At 45.9% G+C, this 20,181-nt stretch carries 20 protein-coding genes and 1 CRISPR repeat array (1 of these 21 cut by a window edge); of the genes, 8 read left to right on the forward strand and 12 right to left on the reverse strand.

All coding sequences use genetic code 11. The annotated features are described in order from the left end of the window. Positions 1–16: 16 nt before the first annotated feature. Positions 17–688 (reverse strand): succinate dehydrogenase cytochrome b558 subunit, encoded by a 672-nt coding sequence (locus tag KJS52_RS06385; RefSeq protein WP_213513924.1) that lies wholly within the window; start codon positions 686–688, stop codon positions 17–19. Between the two features lie 218 nt (positions 689–906). Here KJS52_RS06385 and KJS52_RS06390 point away from each other — a divergent pair, with 218 nt between their 5' ends. Both KJS52_RS06390 and KJS52_RS06395 read left to right on the forward strand, forming a co-directional pair. Further along, positions 907–1,803 carry a LysR family transcriptional regulator gene (locus KJS52_RS06390; RefSeq protein ID WP_213513925.1) on the forward strand — a complete coding sequence of 299 codons (897 nt, stop codon included), beginning with the start codon at positions 907–909 and terminating at the stop codon, positions 1,801–1,803. Between the two features lie 455 nt (positions 1,804–2,258). Next, positions 2,259–3,935 (forward strand): CPBP family intramembrane glutamic endopeptidase, encoded by a 1,677-nt coding sequence (locus tag KJS52_RS06395; protein ID WP_213513926.1) that lies wholly within the window; start codon positions 2,259–2,261, stop codon positions 3,933–3,935. On the opposite strand, the gene uvrC is transcribed toward KJS52_RS06395, so the two are convergent. Beyond that, positions 3,895–5,769 carry an excinuclease ABC subunit UvrC gene (uvrC, locus tag KJS52_RS06400; protein WP_213513927.1) on the reverse strand — a complete coding sequence of 625 codons (1,875 nt, stop codon included), beginning with the start codon at positions 5,767–5,769 and terminating at the stop codon, positions 3,895–3,897. The genes KJS52_RS06395 and uvrC overlap by 41 nt on opposite strands. A 161-nt stretch (positions 5,770–5,930) precedes the next feature. Here uvrC and KJS52_RS06405 point away from each other — a divergent pair, with 161 nt between their 5' ends. After that, positions 5,931–6,074, forward strand: coding sequence for a YqzM family protein (locus tag KJS52_RS06405; protein WP_213513928.1), 144 nt, complete (start codon positions 5,931–5,933; stop codon positions 6,072–6,074). A gap of 79 nt (positions 6,075–6,153) precedes the next feature. On the opposite strand, the gene KJS52_RS06410 is transcribed toward KJS52_RS06405, so the two are convergent. From KJS52_RS06410 to KJS52_RS06425, 4 genes are all read right to left on the reverse strand, one after another. Continuing rightward, entirely contained in the window at positions 6,154–6,357 is a 204-nt protein-coding gene (locus KJS52_RS06410) for a YezD family protein (RefSeq protein WP_306433572.1), read from the reverse strand. A gap of 120 nt (positions 6,358–6,477) precedes the next feature. Continuing rightward, the gene (cysW, locus tag KJS52_RS06415; RefSeq protein ID WP_213513930.1) at positions 6,478–7,365 is read right to left on the reverse strand and encodes a sulfate ABC transporter permease subunit CysW; all 888 of its coding nucleotides are present in this window, start codon (positions 7,363–7,365) and stop codon (positions 6,478–6,480) included. 13 nt (positions 7,366–7,378) lie between these two features. Beyond that, positions 7,379–8,206 (reverse strand): sulfate ABC transporter permease subunit CysT, encoded by an 828-nt coding sequence (cysT, locus tag KJS52_RS06420; RefSeq protein WP_213513931.1) that lies wholly within the window; start codon positions 8,204–8,206, stop codon positions 7,379–7,381. A gap of 32 nt (positions 8,207–8,238) precedes the next feature. Next, the gene (locus KJS52_RS06425; protein WP_213513932.1) at positions 8,239–9,375 is read right to left on the reverse strand and encodes a sulfate ABC transporter substrate-binding protein; all 1,137 of its coding nucleotides are present in this window, start codon (positions 9,373–9,375) and stop codon (positions 8,239–8,241) included. Positions 9,376–9,839: 464 nt separating this feature from the next. Here KJS52_RS06425 and KJS52_RS06430 point away from each other — a divergent pair, with 464 nt between their 5' ends. The 3 genes from KJS52_RS06430 to KJS52_RS06440 all read left to right on the forward strand — a co-directional run bounded on the left by KJS52_RS06430 (position 9,840) and on the right by KJS52_RS06440 (position 11,684). Next, positions 9,840–10,376, forward strand: coding sequence for a hypothetical protein (locus KJS52_RS06430; protein WP_213513933.1), 537 nt, complete (start codon positions 9,840–9,842; stop codon positions 10,374–10,376). Positions 10,377–10,514: 138 nt separating this feature from the next. Continuing rightward, on the forward strand, positions 10,515–11,090 hold the full coding sequence (locus KJS52_RS06435; RefSeq protein WP_213513934.1) for a hypothetical protein: 576 nt from the start codon (positions 10,515–10,517) through the stop codon (positions 11,088–11,090). 33 nt (positions 11,091–11,123) lie between these two features. Next, positions 11,124–11,684, forward strand: coding sequence for a hypothetical protein (locus KJS52_RS06440; protein WP_213513935.1), 561 nt, complete (start codon positions 11,124–11,126; stop codon positions 11,682–11,684). An 83-nt stretch (positions 11,685–11,767) separates the two neighbouring features. Here the strand turns inward: KJS52_RS06440 and KJS52_RS06445 are convergent, their stop codons facing one another. The 4 genes from KJS52_RS06445 to KJS52_RS06460 all read right to left on the reverse strand — a co-directional run bounded on the left by KJS52_RS06445 (position 11,768) and on the right by KJS52_RS06460 (position 15,451). Continuing rightward, positions 11,768–12,271, reverse strand: coding sequence for a hypothetical protein (locus tag KJS52_RS06445; protein ID WP_213513936.1), 504 nt, complete (start codon positions 12,269–12,271; stop codon positions 11,768–11,770). A gap of 165 nt (positions 12,272–12,436) precedes the next feature. Beyond that, on the reverse strand, positions 12,437–13,393 hold the full coding sequence (dnaI, locus tag KJS52_RS06450; protein ID WP_213513937.1) for a primosomal protein DnaI: 957 nt from the start codon (positions 13,391–13,393) through the stop codon (positions 12,437–12,439). Between the two features lie 24 nt (positions 13,394–13,417). Next, positions 13,418–15,019, reverse strand: a complete 1,602-nt coding sequence (locus KJS52_RS06455) for a replication initiation and membrane attachment family protein (protein WP_246563253.1) — start codon at positions 15,017–15,019, stop codon at positions 13,418–13,420. 141 nt (positions 15,020–15,160) lie between these two features. Beyond that, positions 15,161–15,451 carry a YuiB family protein gene (locus KJS52_RS06460; RefSeq protein WP_213513938.1) on the reverse strand — a complete coding sequence of 97 codons (291 nt, stop codon included), beginning with the start codon at positions 15,449–15,451 and terminating at the stop codon, positions 15,161–15,163. A gap of 226 nt (positions 15,452–15,677) precedes the next feature. On the opposite strand from KJS52_RS06460, the gene hemQ reads away from it, so the two are divergent. Beyond that, positions 15,678–16,424: a hydrogen peroxide-dependent heme synthase gene (hemQ, locus tag KJS52_RS06465; RefSeq protein WP_213513939.1), complete on the forward strand. Its 747-nt coding sequence runs from the start codon at positions 15,678–15,680 to the stop codon at positions 16,422–16,424. Between the two features lie 122 nt (positions 16,425–16,546). Here the strand turns inward: hemQ and KJS52_RS06470 are convergent, their stop codons facing one another. Continuing rightward, entirely contained in the window at positions 16,547–16,831 is a 285-nt protein-coding gene (locus KJS52_RS06470; RefSeq protein WP_213513940.1) for a hypothetical protein, read from the reverse strand. Then, entirely contained in the window at positions 16,831–18,024 is a 1,194-nt protein-coding gene (locus KJS52_RS06475; RefSeq protein WP_213513941.1) for an NAD(P)/FAD-dependent oxidoreductase, read from the reverse strand. Before KJS52_RS06475 ends, KJS52_RS06470 begins: the two co-directional genes overlap by 1 nt. Before the next feature lie 569 nt (positions 18,025–18,593). Between KJS52_RS06475 and KJS52_RS06480 the strand changes: the two genes are divergently transcribed. Beyond that, a complete protein-coding gene (locus KJS52_RS06480) occupies positions 18,594–19,595 on the forward strand; it encodes an NAD(P)/FAD-dependent oxidoreductase (protein WP_213513942.1) in 1,002 nt (333 codons plus the stop codon). A 444-nt stretch (positions 19,596–20,039) separates the two neighbouring features. Continuing rightward, a CRISPR array of direct repeats spans positions 20,040–20,181; the repeat unit is 32 nt; unit sequence CTTTCAATCCACGCATCCGCGTAGGATGCGAC (it continues 223 nt past the right edge of the window).

Here is a 20,181-nt window from a genome sequence, read left to right on the forward strand (position 1 = left end):
AGCTTCTTCATTAATATTAAAGCAGTGAGCGTACTGCCGTAACGGCATCAGCCACTTCTTTGAATTCGTCGCCTCTGAAAGCAACAAGCGATAAAATAAACAACGCCGAAACAAGTAAGAAAATCGCCATACAAATTTTAGAAGAAACACGCTGAGCACGTTCGCCTACTGTGATCCCCCAGCTAATCAGAAAGGCCCATAGTCCGTTCGCAAAGTGGAACGAAGCAGCGAGCACCCCGATTACATACAGTGTAAATACGAGCGGGCTGGAAGCAATATGATTCATTGTTGAACCTAGCTCTTCATGTGAGATATTGCCCATGTACACTTGAAAACGAGTCTGATAAACATGCCAGAATACAAAGACAAAGGTAATGACGCCAGTAACCCGCTGTGCTGTAAATGCCCAGTTGCGCCCGTACTTAAAGCGGCCTAGATTGGAATTGGATTGATAAGCTACATATAATCCGTAAATGCCATGGAACAGCAGCGGTATGTAGATCAAAACGAATTCCAGCACTGGCAGCAGCGGCAAGTTATTAATAAAATTTACCCCGTTTTGAAATCCTTCTGGTCCTCGCTCGAAAGCTTGGAAATTCGTCAAAGCGTGCACAATGAAAAAACCGCCCAGTGGAATAATACCGACTAGCGAGTGCAGCTTACGAGAGAAATAGCTATTTCCCTTCATTTTGTTGTTTTCTCCTTTCAAACTGTAAGTGCTTACTTATCCTTTTGAAACCAAACCAAATTTTACCCCACGCACCTAATCTCGTCAACTTCGTTCAAGGATACGTCAAGCATAAAACGACACAGTTCTGCCATAGTTTTATCCTACTCCTTTTTCGCTTATAATGGAATTGCATATTTATTATTAAAACTTATAACAATATAGCATAAGGAGATATGATGAACGAAGCTTATTCGATTTTTAAGTCTATTGTCGATCAATCAAGCATGAATAAAGCGGCACAGCTATTAAATTTGTCACAGCCGGCCTTGTCTCGAAAAATTAGCAAGCTGGAGCAGGAAATCGGCGCTCCGCTATTTCGGCGGGTCGGCAAGCGCCTTGAGCTGACGAGAATCGGCCAGCTTACTTACGATTACGCGATTTCTGCAGAAAAGCTTCATTTGCAGTTTTTACAAACCGTTGCCGAATTCAAGGAAACCGGGCGCAGCCTGCTGACGATTGGCGCTAGTCTGACGACGCTGCAATCGACACTGCCGGATCTGATTGCACTGCTGAGAGAAACCCATCCTGAAATTGATATTAAAGCGGTGACCGGCAAAACCCATGAGGTTGTCAATTTTGTAAAGGAGCATAAGGTTGATCTTGCAGTGATTGCGTCGCGTATTGATGATCCGTATGTTCACTGCACGCCATTATTCGATGACCATCTTATTCTTGCTCTGCCGCGCACACTTATACAGGATGAGCAGCGCTATTTGCAGCTGCATGATCTTAACCAAATGCCGATGATCCTGTTTACGAAAGGAACCTGGTATCGTCTGCTGACGGATGAGCTGTTCGAGGCCTATCAGCTGACACCGGACATTTGTATGGAAATCGATTCATTTGAAGCGATTTTGCGCTTGCTGCACACCTTTCGTGCCGGGGCCTTGCTGCCCAAATCCTATTTGCGGCCCGAGCTGATTGCCGACAATGAATTGATCACCTACCATATCCCTCAATTGGAGGCGACTAAAAGAACAACATCATTAATTCATGCTGACCCGAATACACTAGATGCAGCTGTGAGGGATTGTATAGTGCAAATCGCAACGCACTACCAAGCTAAAACGTAGTAGAGGGTAGTTCAAAAATTCGACTTTGATGACGATGATATTGCGTTGTAGCTTAGTCGACGGCGAATCTTGAACGCTAGCGAAAACTGCGGTGCTCACGTAGCTTTTGCTCTACGCTGCGCTCCTTGTTTTCTAACTAGCGTCCAACCTTCTTGGTCCTGAAAGCCGAATTTTTGAACCTTCATTAGAACCGGTAGTTCAAAAATCCGACTTTGATGACGATGTACGGCTTCGCAGTGGGCTCGACGGCGAATATGTCACGCTACCGAGTGCTCCGGTGCTCACGTAGCTTTTGCCGCAGCTAGCGCTCCTCGCTCTCTAGTATCGTGCCATCTTCTTGGTCCTGAAAGCCGAATTTTTGAACCTTCATTAGAATCGGTAGTTCATTGTCAGTCAGATTGTTTCCCCTACACTCGTGAGGTATACTAAAAAGACATCAGTTAAAGAGGTGAATTATGGTTAACAACATTTCACGGAAAACGTGGGTGACTACAAGTGTGCTGGCCATTGTTGCTGCGATCGTCTTTATTGTAATCCAGCTGATTTCAGGTCTGTCCTATGATACTGACACAACTCAGAGACCGATTAGCAAGGAAGCGGCGATTGAAAAGGCTACTCAATTTGTAATTGAGCAGACCGGGCTATCTGTGACTGAAGCCGAAGCCTATCATAGCTCCAACAAGGATTATACCGGCTATCTCGCCAAGTACAAGCTGAACGAGGAGCATAAGCAAAAATTCGAAAAGTATTTGCCGGTTGATCAGTACATGATCAATGTTTTATTCGATGGAAACAACCGGGGCAGCGTCTATCTGAACCTGTATACAGGTGAAATTATAGGCTGGAATTTTAAGCTGCGCGGAACTCAGGTGGAGCAAGCGACAGCTTATGAAGCACTGAACAACTTGCTTGCCGAGCGTAATTTCCCACTTGGAGACAAGACGCATATCGATACATATGAGCAGATTGAAAACTTCGATATTTTTGGCACAGAGCGCGTAACGACTACAGGCTACTACGTGTCCAATGATGATTTAACGATTAAGGATGCTGTATTCCAATTCGATTCAAGCGTTATCGTCTACGGCGACAACGTTATTGTCAGCAAGCTGATGCCTGATTTTATTTTGCCAAGTGATTATGTCGAGCTTGTTGAAAAGCAGGATATGTATGCGAATATATGGACCTACGGTGTCTATATGGCGATTACGTTCGTGCTTGGCATTTTGGCGATTATTTATGCGGTTCTGTACCGCCGTCACACATCCTTCAAATTCGGCATTTGGCTAACGGTAATTGCGACGATTATATCTGCCATTATTAATTTGGGAATGATGAAATCGCAGCTTGGCCTGCAGGGAGATATGCTGTCGGGCTCAGATCTGTTCACGAAAGCATTTTTCATAGCGATTATTATCGTAACGATCATTGCCGGCACAGTCAGCTATTACTTCTCCTTCGTAGCTGGAGACGGGCTATGGCGGGCGCAGGGCTTCCAGCTATGGCCGCGCTTTAGAGACGCCCATTATGGCAAGCATGTGTGGGATTCGATGAAAATCGGCTATTTGATGGCGATTATCGGACTTGGCGTGCAAAATGTAATCTTTCTAATTTTAACAGTAACGCTAGGCACATGGTCTGCGAATGATACATCACAGTCGCTGCTTAACTTTGAATTTTCCTGGCTGTATCCAGCAATCGCCTGGTTCGCTGCGATTACTGAGGAAGCAGTATTCCGCTTCTTCGGGGTTGGAATTTTCCGCCGCTGGTTCAAAAACACTTGGATTGCTGCGTTAATTCCGACCATTGCCTGGGCTGCAGGGCACACGCTTTACCCGCTCTACCCGGCATCAACACGCGTTATTGAGCTGCTTATCATCGGCTACTTGTTCACTTGGGTCATGATCCGTTTTGGCTTGATCGCTGCAATGTTTATGCATGCAAGCTTCAATACGATTTTGATTGGCATTTCAATGATTATAAGCGGTACGACTGGCGACGTCGTCTCGGCCTGCATCTTCCTTGTGCTGCCGTTCATTATCGCCTTCGTGATCAAATGGCTGCATGATCGCAAAAAGAATACTGGAGACGCTAATGGTCCCCAGTATCCTCCCGTAATGCCGCAACAATAGTGGCAGCAAGCTTTTCACCTATGCCAAGAGGCTTGAAGTCTTCGACTTCGGCCTCTTTTATTTTTTTCAGCGAGCCGAAGTGCTTCAGCAGCTGATTGCGGCGCTTCTCCCCTATGCCGGGTATCGCATCCAGCTTCGATTCAACCATTGATTTGGCGCGCTGCTGTCTGTGGAACGTAATCGCAAAGCGATGCACCTCGTCCTGTATCCGCTGCAGCAAGTAAAACTCCTGGCTATCGCGCGCAAGCGGCACGATTTGCGGCGGATCGCCACTCATCAGCTCAGCCGTGCGATGCTTTTCATCCTTAACGAGACCGCAGACAGGTATAAACAAATTCAACTCATCCTGCAATATTTCCTGGGCAGCAGATATTTGCCCTTTGCCGCCGTCGACCACGATCAAATCCGGAAGCTGCGACCCTTCCTTCAGCACACGCTCATAGCGGCGTCTAATCACCTCACGCATCGTGCCGTAATCATCCGGCCCTTCAACGCCCTTCACCTTATATTTGCGATACTCCTTGCGGTCCGGCTTGCCATCGGTAAACACAACCATCGCCGAAACCGGATTGCTCCCTTGAATGTTGGAGTTATCGAACGCCTCAATCCGCCGCAAATTGTCTATGCCAAGCGCTTTGCCCAAATTGCTCGCAGCAACAACGCTGCGCTCCTGATCACGCTCAATCAGCTTAAACTTTTCATCGAGCACATTTTGTGCATTTTGCACCGCCAACGCGACAATTTCGCTTTTTTGCCCGCGCTGTGGAATGACAACCTTAACCTTAAGCCATTCCTGCAGCCAAGTCGCGATCTCTTCACCCTTCATGCTGCTGCTCTCATGCGGAATCGGTAGCAAAATTTGACGCGGCAGTGCAGGGTTGTCGCTGTAATATTGCGTAATGAAGCTCATGAAATCATCATATTCATCGCCATAGTATGGAAAGGCTGTGCCGTGTCGCTCAATCAGCTTGCCCTTGCGCATATACATAATTTGCACGCTCATCCAGCCCTTGTCCACCGCATAGCCGAAAATATCGCGGTCGAGCGCATCGTTTAATGTAATTTTCTGCTTCTGCATAATGGTATCAATCGCGACAATTTGATCACGATATTCCTTCGCCTTCTCAAACTCGAGCCCTTCTGCTGCCTGCTCCATTTTGCGCTCCAGCTCCTGGCGCACAGAGTCCTCTCCGCCGTTCAAAAAGCGTGTAATTTGCGTAATCATATCGTCATATTGGCTTTGCTCCACCGGAAATTCGCAGGGCGCAATGCATTGCCCAAGATGATAATAAAGGCATACCTTATCCGGCAGCTTGCCGCATTTGCGCAGCGGATAGAGCCTGTCCAGCAGCTTTTTCGTTTGCTGAGCGGCGTAGGCGTTCGGATATGGACCAAAATATTTCGCCTTATCCTTCGTTACGCGGCGAGTAATTTCCAGCTTCGGGTGCTTTTCGTTTGTAATCTTAATATAAGGAAACGTTTTGTCGTCCTTCAGCAGCACATTATAGCGCGGATGATGCTGCTTAATTAAATTACATTCCAAAATCAACGCTTCCATATTGCTGTCCGTCGTAATAAATTCAAAATCAGCGATTTCGCTAACGAGCTTTTGCGTCTTCGCATTATGACTACCTGTAAAATAAGAACGAACCCGATTTTTCAAAATTTTCGCTTTACCGACGTATATAATAACTCCTTCGCTATTTTTCATTAAATAGCAGCCAGGCCGGTCAGGAAGAAGCGCAAGCTTGTTGCGAATATGCTCTTTTACAGCCGTATTTGTTGGGTTATGCTGGAATGACGTCACCTTACTTCCCCCTTTTTGCGACAACATCCTATGTCCAATCTATAAATCGTATCCATTTCATATTGTAGCATATTTCAAGCATGCTGATGTTGTCGCTTTTTTGTCACAATCGCTTTAACTTACTTTACAATTTGGCAAACTATTGGGTATACTATGTACAGCAATTGGTCGCCAAGGAGGACTTCAAAATGGAAAATGTTCAAGATCCACGCCAACATATTAACGAAGAACCACGCGACGATCTTAAAGACGTTGTGGTAGGCTTTGCTGTAATGCTTGGCTTTATGACCGTTGTGTTCGCTGCTGCTGTAATTGTGAAGGCATTAATGTAATTACATACCGCAGCGCCAACAGAAAAGCCCGCAATCTCACGGTTATAAACCAGGAGACTGCGGGCTTTTCGCTTTTATTTTAGATGGATTTGATCTTTTTTTGCTCAGCAGCTTCCTGCTTGCCGGCAGCATGGTTGGAGGTGAGTGGATAGCGAGTGCGTTCCATACGATCGATTTGCACAATTTGGCCATCATGAACCGTTACAATTACTTGACCATACTGCAGCCCATCTAGCTGCTTTGCAATGCGTTGCTGCCATATTGCATCTGTTTCTTTTGTCATCTTCATCATTCCTCCTACAACTTTTCATGATGTGATACCTCTTGCATACCTTTCCGGGTCATGAAAAGTTTCTTCGAAAGCGTACGCTTAACTTTTCATGATGTGATACTAACTAGCGCCTTAATGCGATGGCGAATTTCGCTTTAACTGATTCTGCTCCTTCCATTCCACGATCGCTTTCACAATCAAGGTCACGATGGCGAGCAGCATAAGCAGCGAGGCAATCGCAAAGGCTGCGGAAAACTGGTACTCATTGTATAAAATTTCTACATGCAGCGGAAGTGTATTCGTTCGCCCTCTAATATGGCCTGAGACTACCGATACGGCGCCAAATTCGCCCATCGCCCGCGCATTGCAAAGAATGAGTCCGTAGAGCAAGCCCCACTTAATATTCGGCAGCGTGACCCGCCAAAAAACTTGAAAGCCTCTTGCCCCCAGGCTGACGGCAGCCTCCTCCTCTGTAATGCCCTGCTGCTGCATAAGCGGGATAATTTCGCGCGCTACAAACGGAACTGTAATAAATAGCGTAGCAATAATGATGCCGGGAACCGCAAAAATGATTTTTATATCATGCTCTGCCAGCCACGGTCCGAAATACCCTTGTGCGCCGAACAAAAGCACAAACACAAGTCCGGCAATAACAGGCGAAACGGCAAATGGCAGATCAATCAACGTCATGAGCAGCTGCTTGCCGCGAAACTTGAATTTGGAAATCGCCCAGGCTACAAGTAGACCGAACACGGCATTAAGCGGCACTACGATAAGCGCAGTCAGCAGCGTCAGCTTCAAGGCGGCCATCGCATCCGGGTGGCTGATTGCATCAAAGTATACGCCAGCGCCCTTTTTCAAGGACTCGGCTATGACGACGGCGAGCGGCAAAATAATCATCAGTCCTATAAACAGGACGGCGATGCCGATCAGCAGCCAGCGGACAGCAGGCGCTTCGTTAATATGCCGCTCGCGCACTGCTGTATGTGAGCTGCGATGATAGCTTACGACTCCAGCCATGATGCTTCCTCCTTCAGGAATTCGCCGTCATGCGACGGTTCATTCTCCACTGTAATAGGTTGATCAGCAGCAACAGCAGGAAGGAAACGATTAGCATTACTGCCGCAATTGCTGTTGCGCCCGCATAATCATATTGCTCCAGCTTCGTCATAATGAGCAGCGGCGAAATTTCTGTTACCATCGGCATATTGCCGCTAATAAATACAACCGAACCGTATTCACCAATGCCTCGCGCAAAGGCTAGGGTAAAGCCTGTCAGCAGCGCAGGATACAAGGTTGGCAGTATGACTTGAAAGAAGGTGCGCAGACGGTATGCGCCCAGCATAACCGCCGCTTCCTCCATATCCTTCTCCAAATCCTCGATCACAGGCTGAACGGTGCGAACAACGAACGGGATGCCGATAAAGGTTAGCGCGATAATAATGCCAAGCGGCGAATAGGCCGCCTTAATCCCGAGCGGCTCCAGCAAAGAGCCGATCCAGCCATTTTTCGCATAAAGCGCTGTGAGCGCAATGCCCGCTACCGCAGTCGGCAGGGCAAATGGAATATCGACAACCGCATCCAGCAGCTTTTTGCCTGGAAATGAATATCGTACAAGCACCCAGGCTACAATCAAGCCAAACACCGTATTGATCAGCGCTGCACATAATGCCGTAATAAAGCTGACCCGATAAGAAGCAACGACACGCGGATTCGTAACGGTGCTCCAAAATTCGGCTGCGCTAAGCTCAAAGGATTTAATAAAAATAATTGCAAGCGGAATGAAAACCAGTATGCTCAAATAAAACAGCGACAGTCCCAAGGTTAGACGAAAGCCCGGAATGATCGAACGTTTAGCCATTGCAGTTCTCCTTTAACACAGCAGGCTGGCGATCAGCTTCCCGGTGTATAGATTTGGTCAAATATTCCGCCATCCGCAAAATGCTTTTCCTGTGCAGCTTGCCAGCCGCCAAAATCTTTATCGATTTGCAGCAGCTCCAGCTCAGGGAATTGATCCTTGAATTGCTCAGCAATTTCCGGAGTCGTAGGGCGGTAATAGTTTTTGCCTGCAATCGTTTGGCCTTCATCGCTGTACAAATATTGCAAATACGCTTCTGCAACCTCTCTTGTTCCACGCTTGTCAACGATTTTATCGACAATCGCCACTGGCGGCTCAGCCAATATGCTCAGCGAAGGGTATACAATATCGAATTTATCCGGTCCAAGCTCGTTAATCGATAAATACGCTTCGTTTTCCCACGCAAGCAGCACATCGCCAATTTCACGTTCAACAAATGTTGTTGTGGAGCCTCTGGCGCCTGTATCGAGTACCGGCACATGCTTGAACAGCTCAGACACAAACTGCTTGGCTGCTTCCTCGTCATTGTTGTTTTGCTTCAACGCATAGCCCCAGGCTGCCAGGTAATTCCAGCGCGCGCCGCCTGAAGTTTTAGGATTCGGCGTAATCACCTCGACTCCATCCTTAATCAGGTCATTCCAATCCAAAATATTTTTCGGGTTGCCCTTGCGAACTAAAAACACAATCGTTGACGTATAAGGTGAGCTATTATGCTCAAACTGCGACTGCCAATCATCCGTAAGTAGACCAGCTTCGACAATCGCATCGATATCATAGCCTAACGCCAATGTAACGACATCCGCCTCCAATCCGTCGACAACTGCACGCCCCTGCTTGCCCGAGCCGCCATGCGACTGCTCAATGGTAACCTCCTGGCCTTCCTTCTCCAGCCAATACTTTGCGAAAGCCTCGTTGAACTCTACATACAGTTCACGCGTTGGGTCATAGGAAACATTCAGCAATTTTACAGGATCTTTTTTATCGCCTGAATTGCTGCCAGCTCCTTCATTCGTTTGCTTGCTATTGGAATTGCTATTATTAGTTGTGGCAGGCGTCTCAGTACTTCCGTTTCCATTTGAATTTCCATTGCTGCTGCCGCAAGCCGCCAGCACACCTACAAGCAAAGCCAGCACAATTGTTAAAGAAAGTTGACGAATAGACCACTGTTTCATACATAAATCCCCCTTAAAATAATTGGGATAGGCTAACGTTCATTCCAGTGGTCTGGTCATTAATGATTATTCCTATCAATTTAGTTGGTTATGTGGTGATATTATCAACGGTTGCCATCCTTTGTCAATAGTTTTTTTTATATAAATTATCATTTCCCCTTATAACCGCCAAAATGAAGCCTCCACCAAAGCACATTTGTTAAAGCAAAGGGGCTTATCCCCACACAATAGCTTGCCACAGTACATATGGATAACATGTACCACCTTATTCATGCATATCGAGAAGCTGCATTCTTCGAATTGAGCTTCTAAGGAGGTGATGACACGCCCCTACAAAACTTTATAGGTTTCTGTCGGACAAGCAAGTAACCAGAGTCGAGGGTATAAAAACTTAAACTGAATTATTACTGCTCGATTCACCTCGGCCAATGCCGAGAGTCTATTTGTAAAGGAGTTTGGTGGATATGACAGCAAAAAAACGTAATTCGCAACACCAGCAAGAGGTCGGGCAAAGCGGTTCGACTAGCTCTCAAAGTGGTTTAATGGGATTTTCGTATGCATATTTATATTTTACATTTCCAGGGGCAAATGACCCAATCCCTCTTGCGCCTCAGGAAAGCTTTGGGGATTATATTACGTGGAGTTTAGAAATGAACCTCGACGGCACTACGTTATATGAATCTTTTTCTTTAAAAGCTGGATATTTCTACTCTATTTTTTATCGTGCCTTTGTTCAAAGTAATGATCAGATGTATGAGCCTACTCTAGGAATAGCGAATAATGAAGGTATCTTCATATCTGACAGTCTAATTGCAGCACCTGCCGTTGCGAATAAACCAGTTCTATTGCGAAATAACATCATCATTTTTTCAGAAAATAGCAATGATAATTATTATCTATATTCGTTAAGTTCTGCAACAGTAACCTCAGAAGGCCTGAACGCAGGAGAGATAGAGATGTATCCTGCATCGATAACAATAACTGTTATCGGTGAAGCATAAACCATGAACTAGACGAACGCTATAAGTCAGAATACTGCACCTAAAGTTTGAACAAAGGAAATTTGGACTTAACAGAAAACGGATGTTTGATTCGTCTATGCAATACCGAGAGTCATTTTGTAAAGGAGTTTGATGTATATGACAGCAAAAAAACGTAATTTGCAACGCCAGCAGGAAATCGAACAAGGCGGTTCGACTAGCTCTCTAAGTAATATATTGGGGGCTTCGTATGCAACCTTGATGGATCCTGTTGATTCGGAATTCACCAACAATATTACTACTATCCCATTAGCTCCTCAGGAAAGTTTTGGGGATTATGTAACGTGGCAGAGTCCGATTTCTATCAATGGCAATCACTACTATAAGTCTTTTTCTTTAAAGGCTGGATATTTCTACTCTATTTACTATCATGCCTCTGCCCAAAATTATGATCACATTAATGATCCTAATGTGGGAATTTTGCTTAACAATAACTTTATACCTGACAGTCTGATTGCAGCACCTGCCGTTACGAATAAACCAGTGCTGTTGAGCAATACCATTATCATTTCATCAAAAGATAGCAATGATGTTTATCAGCTATGCTCGTTTAGTAAAACAATAGTAACCTCTGTGGGCCTTAATACTGGTAATATAGCGCTGGATCTTGCTTCGGTAGCAATAACTGTTATAGGCGAAGCATCAACAATAAATCAGAATAGTCCCAGGGCATGACAGGGAAACATTTTGTAAAGGAGTTTGATTGATATGACAAAGGAAAAACAAAATTTGCAGGGCCCACAAGAGGACAGATCAGCTAAACTGATTATTCCCTCAGGTACTGTTGCTCCAGGGGCAGCATATGCAACTTTGAACGATCCGGTTCGAGTCTATAGCAACACGTTTATCCCACTGGCTCCTCTCATAAATTTTGGGGATTACGTAACGTGGTCTACTCCATATTTTGCAGGCCCTAATCAATACTATCGGTCCTTCCAGTTAAAAAGCGGATATTACTATTCCATTTTCTATCGTGCCTTGATTCGCAGTACTGGCACAGTGGATCCTGGCTTAGAAATATTACTGAATGGAAATCCACTTGATAACAGTTTGATTGCGGAACCTGCCGTTTCAGGTAAAGCGGTACCGTTAAGCAACAGCATGGTGGTTTATTCAGATGATGATACTGCTACGTATCAATTGGCTTCGATATCAGCTGGGATAGTAACCTCTCTAGGCTTAAGCATTGATGAACAGCTTGCGCTTGCATCGGTAACGATCTCTGTTCTTGGTGATGATTCATCGTTTTTGAACATGCCCCGCCGTTAAGAAACAGCAGCACATTTCTTAAAGCATATAAAAAAGCGATGCAGAGCTAGTTCCTGCATCGCTTTTTTATCCTCTTTGGAAGCTTAGGTCGATTTCTTTCTGCTCATCATCAGCACGAAGCCGGCAAGCACCAGCACAATCGCCAATATCGGTTGACCTAAAAACGTTTCACTCATCAGATTGCCGATTGAGAAGACAACGAAGAATAGCATCGAAAGAATCGTTAAAATATAAATCGGGATCAGCAGCCATTTGTTGCGTCCGCCGAACCAGTATAGCTCAAACAGCCCTGCCGCTGCTGCAAGCAAGAAGCCAGGCCAGATGCTACCCCAGTTGTTCATCAGCATTGCGATTTGACAGAAAATCCCTGAAACAAGCAGGATGCCGCCAGGAACGAGCAAGCCTACACCTTTGCGAGACAGCATTGAGAAGTGCATCCAATGAAAAAACAAGCCAAGCGGAATGACAAATAATGTCGGCCAGAAATGTGCGAATATGTAGCCTGGGCTCATTTCACCTGCCGGGTTCAACAAAAAGTATAGCCCGATCAGCAGCAGTACAGGGCCGATAATTGCCTTTTTCACCATAAATTTCTTCCTTTCGTTTCCAGAGCAAGCTTCCCTGTTGCATCTGGACATGTTTGATCTATTCACTATTATGAGCTTATCATAGCTTTTTCTGAAATTCATCATGCCCCAGGGATAGGTTGCACCTAGACTTAGGTCTAGAATTATTAGTGTCGCAGGCCAGAGCTACAGCTTGCCGCGCTTGTTTTTCCCGGTTACGACCAGCTCATCTACATACGGAGCAACGCGGTTCATAAGCCGTCTTCCCTTATGATGCTCCTCGCCATCCTTGTTCGTAAAGCTGAAGTGGCTTTCCAGATCGGCCAAACGATAATTAGACGTGTAGAAGGTCGGCTTGCGCTCCATCCGATAATTTAAAATCGCGCCCAGCACATGATCACGAACCCACGGGTTCAAATTTTCGGCGCCAATATCATCAAATACAAGTAAATCGGTCTCCTTCATCAAATCAACCGTTTCCTTCAGCTTGGCAGGCTCATGCATAAGCACCTTCAAATCCTCAACAAAATCAGGCATGTAAACAATGACGCCTGAATAGCCGGATTTAGCCAGCTCCTGTAATACAAAGCACATCAAATACGTTTTGCCTACGCCAAAATTTCCCGCCAAATACAAGCCTTTGGCAGTAAGTCCTTCCGTCTTGGTGCGGTCGATATATTTCAGCAGCTCGCCGACCGATTTGGCTCGCTCCAGATCATTGCCAATAATTTCATCAGCAGAATAATTGCGCTTTAACGCCTTGTCATCGACATAGAAGCTGCGAATGCGGCTGCGCAGCTGATTTTCATGCTGTCTGGCGCGCAGCTTTTTGCAGGAGACCTTTTTGTCAATAATTTGAGCTGTTCCATTCATATCTTCAACCTGCAGCATCGTATAATGCCCTGCAAAATCATTGGGACATTGATCAAGGCCAGGACATTGACTGCAATTGCGATGCTCGCTTACATACTGATGCAGACGGTTCATATTCACGTTAATCGCTGCATCCGTCAGAGCAGGATGCTTTTGCCGCAAGCTAATGATAAGCGGGTCCTTCAGCAGCTCAGTGCGCTTCTGTTCAGCAATGCGCAGTATTTGCTCGCCGCTTGGCCAAGCCTTTAATATATCACCTAACGACTCCATCCTTCATCACCTCATTCCCAGCAATTACGACTGCTGATCAAATTTGCGAGCCAGCTTGCGCAGCTCCTCAAGCTCCTCCGCTGTAATTTGCGAGGCAGCCACCTGTTCATTGTTAATAATCGGTATAACGGGCTTCTGGCGGTATCCATTGCGTGCCCGATTAGCGCTGCGGGCATTGTAGCCGCCTTGTTTGGCAGCTTGAGCTATTGGCATAGCAGTAGCTCCAGAATCTTCCTTGCGGCGTTCTATGTCGCGTTCAAGCTGCTCTTGCGCGCGAACGTAGTGAACAGCCTTCTCAAAGCTGTCCACGCCCTTCATTAGCATATTGGAAGCGATCGAGTCCAAATAAGCCTTCGTCACTCTGCCGCTTTCGTTCATGCCAATGCCATAATGGATGAGCACATTAATAACTGGCGGAGCAAGCTTATAGTGCAAATCAATACGCTCAAATACATTCAGAATCCAATCTGGCACCTGTCCAGGGAAATATCGCTTCAAAAACTGGATATGCGGCTCATTGCGCATTAAAGCGTTATATTGCTGGATATCGCAATAGCCAGCGAGAAGCTTGGGAACCGGCAAATAATATTGCTCGTCTACATCGACCTCTGCTTCCTCCTGACGCTGCTGCTGGCTATCCTCCTCTGCCTCTGAAGCAGAGTTGAATATTTCCGTACGGGATAAAATTTTCGTTCGCTGCTCATCATGCTTTTTATCCTGGCGAAACAGCTGAACGGCGATGCGCTGGATATGATCCAAATCAATTTCCCCGCTTACGTCAAACACGCCGTCCTCATCAAGCAGGCGCGAAACCTGCGTGAGCGAAAGATCATATTTGTAGGCGACATAATTAATTTGCGCCAGCTGTTCGGTACGTGTACGCAGCTGTTCAACAAAATAGCGGTTGCTGGAATGGCGCGGAAAACGCATAATAATTTCACCGTATGTATAGCCAGCCGATGCTGTCGGTACAATAGCCGTCTTACTCCTCGCCGGCGCGACCTCGCGCAGCGCCTGCTCCAGCTCATCGTCTACAATCGAGGCGTTCAGCTTGAATATTTCATAGAATGGCACAGATAAATTTTCTTTATCGTAGCTTTGCTCGACAAGCTCTGCCGGCTGCGGAGCATGCAGCTGCTCACGAATATGAATAACGGCGTATTTGCCCAGCTTGTCCCGCAGCAGCATCGTAAAATGGATGTTCTGGAAAAACTCATTGGGCGGCAGTGGACTTATCAGCTCATATTCATAAATATAATCGCCCTGCTCCTCCTGCATAAAGCGCGAGCTTTGCAGCAGGCCAATCGCCTCCAGCAGCGAAAGCTGCTCCAGCAAATAGCTGCGGCTTTGATCATTCAAGGCAAGGCCCAGACTAAGCAGCAAGCGACGATGAGGCTCGAGCTGCGAGAAGCCCGTTTTCCCCTCCGGAACCATCATACATAGCTGCTCATACAGCGATATAGCGAATGCGCCGACAAGCGGCTTATATATAAGTGCGAGCATACGATAATCTATCGCGCTTAAGGAAAAATCCCGAAAGCAGTAAAATTGATGATGCTCGGTATATTCAAACAAATGCTGGATCCGCATTGAATCGACTCCATCCTCATAATAGGTTTTCGACATCAAAGTCGAACCTTCTATCTATTTTAACATAAAACTAGCCCTCTCGCCTGAACGAAAACTTGGCAGCGCGAGAATATAAAAATGGCTGCCGAGACGTTCTCGACAGCCTGAAGAGCTTTAGCAAGGAAGCTCTTACATGTGCTAAAACATTTTGTATCCGCCTTTGCGCAGCGCTCTGATCGCGTAGCCGCTAATGATGGCGCCTGCAATCGCACCAATGACAGGAATAAAATCAATGAAGGTGTAATTGGCAATCACATCTATCAGCTTCTCGTCATTACCGCTCCAAGGAGCCCAGAACGCCAACACGATGATCAACACAATAAAAAAGTATGTCGGAAACCATGTTGTTTTAATAAGCATATTTACAATAAAGCCGATGCCGAACGTAATTACCATAAACAGCATAGTCGCAAAAATAACCTGTAGCACCGCTTCCGTCCTCCCTATTTACCGTTTCCACGTAAAAACAACGATTAGTATGTATACCAGCTTTAAATAGTTTAATGAATCAGACTTGCAAAGTCAATTGATCGCCTTGCTTTTGTCACAAGTCCGCCATTTGCTCCTTTGACCGCCATTGGGCTACAATGAAAGCATGTACAATCTATTTGGATGTCATTTTGAACACCACTTAAACTGAAAGGGGTATTAAATAATGAGTGAAGCAGCACAAACCTTGGAAGGCTGGTATGCCTTGCATGACTTCCGTATGATCGACTGGACAGCGTGGAGACTTGCCGATGAAGCCGAACGCCAAAAAGCGACCGACGAGCTGCAGCAGTTTCTTAAGGAATGGAGCGCTGTTAGCGAATCGCGCACAGGCAGCACCGTTGTCTACTCAATCGTTGGGCAAAAAGCCGATCTTGTCTTTATGCATTTGCGCGAAACATTGGAAGAGCTGAACGAGCTTGAGGTTGCATTCAACAAAACGAGCTTTGCTTCCTTTACATACAGCGTATATAGCTATGTTAGCGTCGTTGAGCTTAGCAACTATTTGGCAAGCGGCAGCGGCGATCCGATGCAAAATCCAGAGGTTGTCGCTCGCTTGAAGCCAGCGCTGCCAAATGCGAAGCATATTTGCTTCTATCCGATGAACAAGCGTCGCAGCGGCAATGACAACTGGTACATGCTTGGCATGGATGAGCGCAAAGCGATGATGCGCAGCCACGGCATGATCGGCCGCAGCTATGCAGGCAAGGTAAAGCAAATTATTACCGGCTCAGTCGGCTTCGACAATTGGGAATGGGGCGTAACGTTGTTTGCGGATGATCCGCTGCAATTCAAAAAGCTCGTCTATGAAATGCGTTTTGATGAAGTGAGTGCTCGCTACGGCGAATTTGGCGATTTCTATGTCGGCAATCAGCTGGATGAGGAAAAATGGAGCAAGCTGCTGTCTGTGTAACTACTAGCTATTTAATCGCAGCTGTTTAATCAAGGCGCAGCAGACAGACATACAAAGGGGATGCTCAGAAAGTCATGAATAAATGACAATCTGACATCCCCTTCTCTTTGCTTATGAAATGATTAATCCTCGTCTTCCTCAGCCGCAAGTGCGGCAAGCTGAGCATCCATTTCCGCTTTGCGCTTCTGCTCCAAATATTCAGCAGTTGCAGCATCGCGAGCACGGCTTTTTTCTTTAAGGCGCTCGATCGCTGGCAAAATCAGCAAATCCACTTCCTTCTGCACGACAGCAGAGAGATCATGCCGCATTTGCGATTCCAAATAACTGCCGACCTCCATCAGCGCGTTATAGCGATCCAGCTCATCACGTGTTAACAATCCTCTTACTTGAACACTGCAATGTCTCATTATAAAAATTTACCCTTTTTCAGCACGAGTGGAATTCCACCGATAATAAATAAATAACGAATATCAATCAGCTTTTTCAGCCATGCTGCTTTACGGCCTGTATATTTTTTGCCAAACGCCAGCCCAATCGCTTCTCCCTTGCCGAGTGAAGCAACTGTTCCTTTGTTGCTGAATTCAAACTTCGTCAAGCTTTGATTGCGAATTGACGCTACCAAATTATGCGCACATGCGACGCCTTGCTGCATCGCCATTTGTGCAGTTGGCGGATATGGTCTGCCTTCCTCGTTAAACACTAACGAGTTGTCGCCAAGCACGTAAATATGCTCGGTGCCAGGACAACGCAAATATTCATCAACCTTGACGCGACCACGCATCGTTTCAAAGCCAGCTTCCTCAATTAGACGATTGCCGCGAATGCCACCTGTCCAAATGACTGTTGCCGACTTGATTTCCTCTCCTTCACCGATTACGACACCCTCGGAGGTGCACTCCTTGATGGCTGTGCCAAGACGGAAGGTAACGCCTTTTTTCGTCAGCACATCCATCGCATATTCGACAAGCTCAGGGTCAAAGCCTGGCAGTGCGGTTGGCGCCGCTTCAATATTGTAAATTTTAACAAGCGCAGGATCAACATCATAGAACTTGCACAGCTCAGGAATGCGATCAGACAGCTCGCCGACAAATTCGATGCCGGTAAAGCCCGCTCCGCCAACAATAAAGGTCAAATAATCAAGACGGTGTGGCTCGCGCTTGTAGCGGGCAAATTGATACTCAATATGCTCGCGAATCAGCCTGACCGAGTTAATGCTGCGTATATTCATAGAATTTTCCGCCAAGCCCGGGATGCCGAACGTTTCCGGCTCACCGCCCAAGCTGATGACGAGATAATCATAGGATAATGTACCGTCTTCAAGAATAATCTTCTTATCCTGCGGACGAATTTGCACAACCGTTGATTTGACAAAGTCAATTTTAAACTCATCAATAAGCTTGGAAATATTGACTCGCGCATTTTCTGGTTTATCTGTACCAGCTGCCGGCATATGCAAATGTGTTGTAAAGTAGTGATAATCATGCTTGTTCACTAACGTTACATCCGCCTCGTTGTAGTTTAATTCCTTTTGCAACCTAAGTGCGGTTAAAATGCCTCCATAGCCTGCCCCGAGAATAACGATTTTCGGTATGTTGCTCATTGTAGAATCCCATCCATTCATTTATCTTTTCTGTGTAGTTGGACCCCAATATACGGTATAAAGTTTCTCTCTCTGTTTATTATTCAAAATCGAATGTATCGATATGGATACTGTTGTTATGACATTGTTGTTCGTTCTCTTATCTCCCAATATGTGAGAAAAACCTCTATCGAAGTCCTTCGAAATTGAGCGACCGCGATTAGAGGCAGCTGTTGCCCATAAAGAATTTTTAGCTTTTGCAAGGCTCGGCTTTAAAATTCTTATATGGTAAAAAAATAACACAAGCACCAACGTTGTGTTATTGATGTTCATATCGGAATTGAGCAAATCTCCAGCGCAAGCAAGCTTCTCGCCAGCAGGAACGCAAAAAGAGACAATGTTCTTCAGATTTTCATATATACATCAGACATGATACAGATTTTCAAGAACATTTTCAAGGTTATTTTATACGAAAATGTTCGGCATACTGCACAATTTATTCATCTTTTTTTGTGAAGCGCACTTTCTTTTAGCTCCTATTATTGTCTATAATGAAGAAGTACTTATCATTTGAAAGTTGGAGGTAAACCATGACGAACTCAGTAAGCTCAACAGAAGCTGTAGATATACTTATTATTGGCGGCGGCCCTGCTGGCATGTTCGCAGCATTTTATGGCGGTATGCGTCATGCTTCTGTTAAAATTGTTGAAAGTATGCCTCAGCTAGGGGGACAGCTGGCTGCCCTTTACCCTGAGAAATATATTTATGATATTGCAGGATTTCCAAAAGTAACAGCGCAGGAAATCGTTGATCGCTTGAAGCAGCAGATGGCCCTGTTCCAGCAAGAAATTTGCCTTGAAGAAAAGGTCATCAACGTGAAAAAGCTGGAAGAGCGCTTGTTCGAAGTCACAACAGACAAAGCTGTTCATTATGCCAAAGCAGTCATTATTACAGCTGGAGTCGGCGCCTTCTCTCCACGACGTCTCGAGCTTCCTGAAGCTGAGAAATTCGAGAAAGCCAACCTTCACTACTTCGTTGGCGATCTGCAAAGATTTAAAGATCAGCGCGTGCTTATTAGCGGCGGCGGCGACTCTGCGGTTGACTGGGCGCTTATGCTTGAGCCAATCGCGAAAAGCGTAACCCTTGTTCATCGCCGTGATAAATTCAGAGCACATGAGCATAGCGTAGCACAGCTAATGAGCTCTTCCGTCAACATTATCACTCCAACCGAAATTACAGCGCTGCATGGCGAAGATACTATTACTAGCGTAACGTTGACGGATGTAAAAAGCAAGGAAGAGCAAATTGTTGACGTAGACGCTGTAATCGTCAACTTCGGCTTTGTCTCCTCGCTTGGACCGATCTCCGAATGGGGCATTGAAATCCAGGGCGGCTCCATCGTCGTAGATACGCGCATGGAAACCAACATTCCTGGTATTTTCGCTGCTGGCGACATTACAACCTACCCTGGCAAATTAAAGCTGATTGCAGTAGGCTTTGGCGAAGCACCAACCGCGATTAACAATGCGAAAGTATACGTTGATCCAACCGCCAAGCTGTCTCCAGGCCATAGCAGCAATATGAAGCTGTAATATCAACGAGCATGCAAGTAAGGGGCTGTCCAAAGTCAGTGCAAACTGACCTGGGCAGCCCCTCTTTGTGTGGCACATCGCTTCGGAACGAAGCATTGCTCCAGTCGCTTTTTAAATCCAAATGCTCTTATTTGAATAGCTACTAAAGACGCATTTGGATTTAAAGGCGATCCGCGTTCGTTTTGCGGAATCGCTTTGTTCCATCGCTGCTGTTTTTCAGTAGTTGGCATGATGTAACTTTCAATCCACGCATCCGTTTAGGATGCGACGTTATGTCCTCTGTAAACGGAACATCATGGCAATTGAATTTCAATCCACGTATCCGCGTAGGATGCGACAATTGAATGGTGTCTTGATAACACGTCTCCCAATCGAAATTACAATCCACCATCCACGTAGGTTGCGACCCAATATCCGGATCCTGTGCAAAAAACCCTAGCTCCCATTTCAATCCACGCATCCGCGTAGGATGCGACTTCCATAACTTTCAGCAAGTTGAGATGTTGTTACTTTCAATCCACGCATCCGCGTAGGATGCGACACCAAAGACCACATATAACCAGTTGCCCTCTGTTTGCTTTCAATC

The sequence above is a fragment of the Paenibacillus montaniterrae genome (assembly GCF_018403185.1).
Lineage (GTDB): Bacteria > Bacillota > Bacilli > Paenibacillales > Paenibacillaceae > Pristimantibacillus > Pristimantibacillus montaniterrae.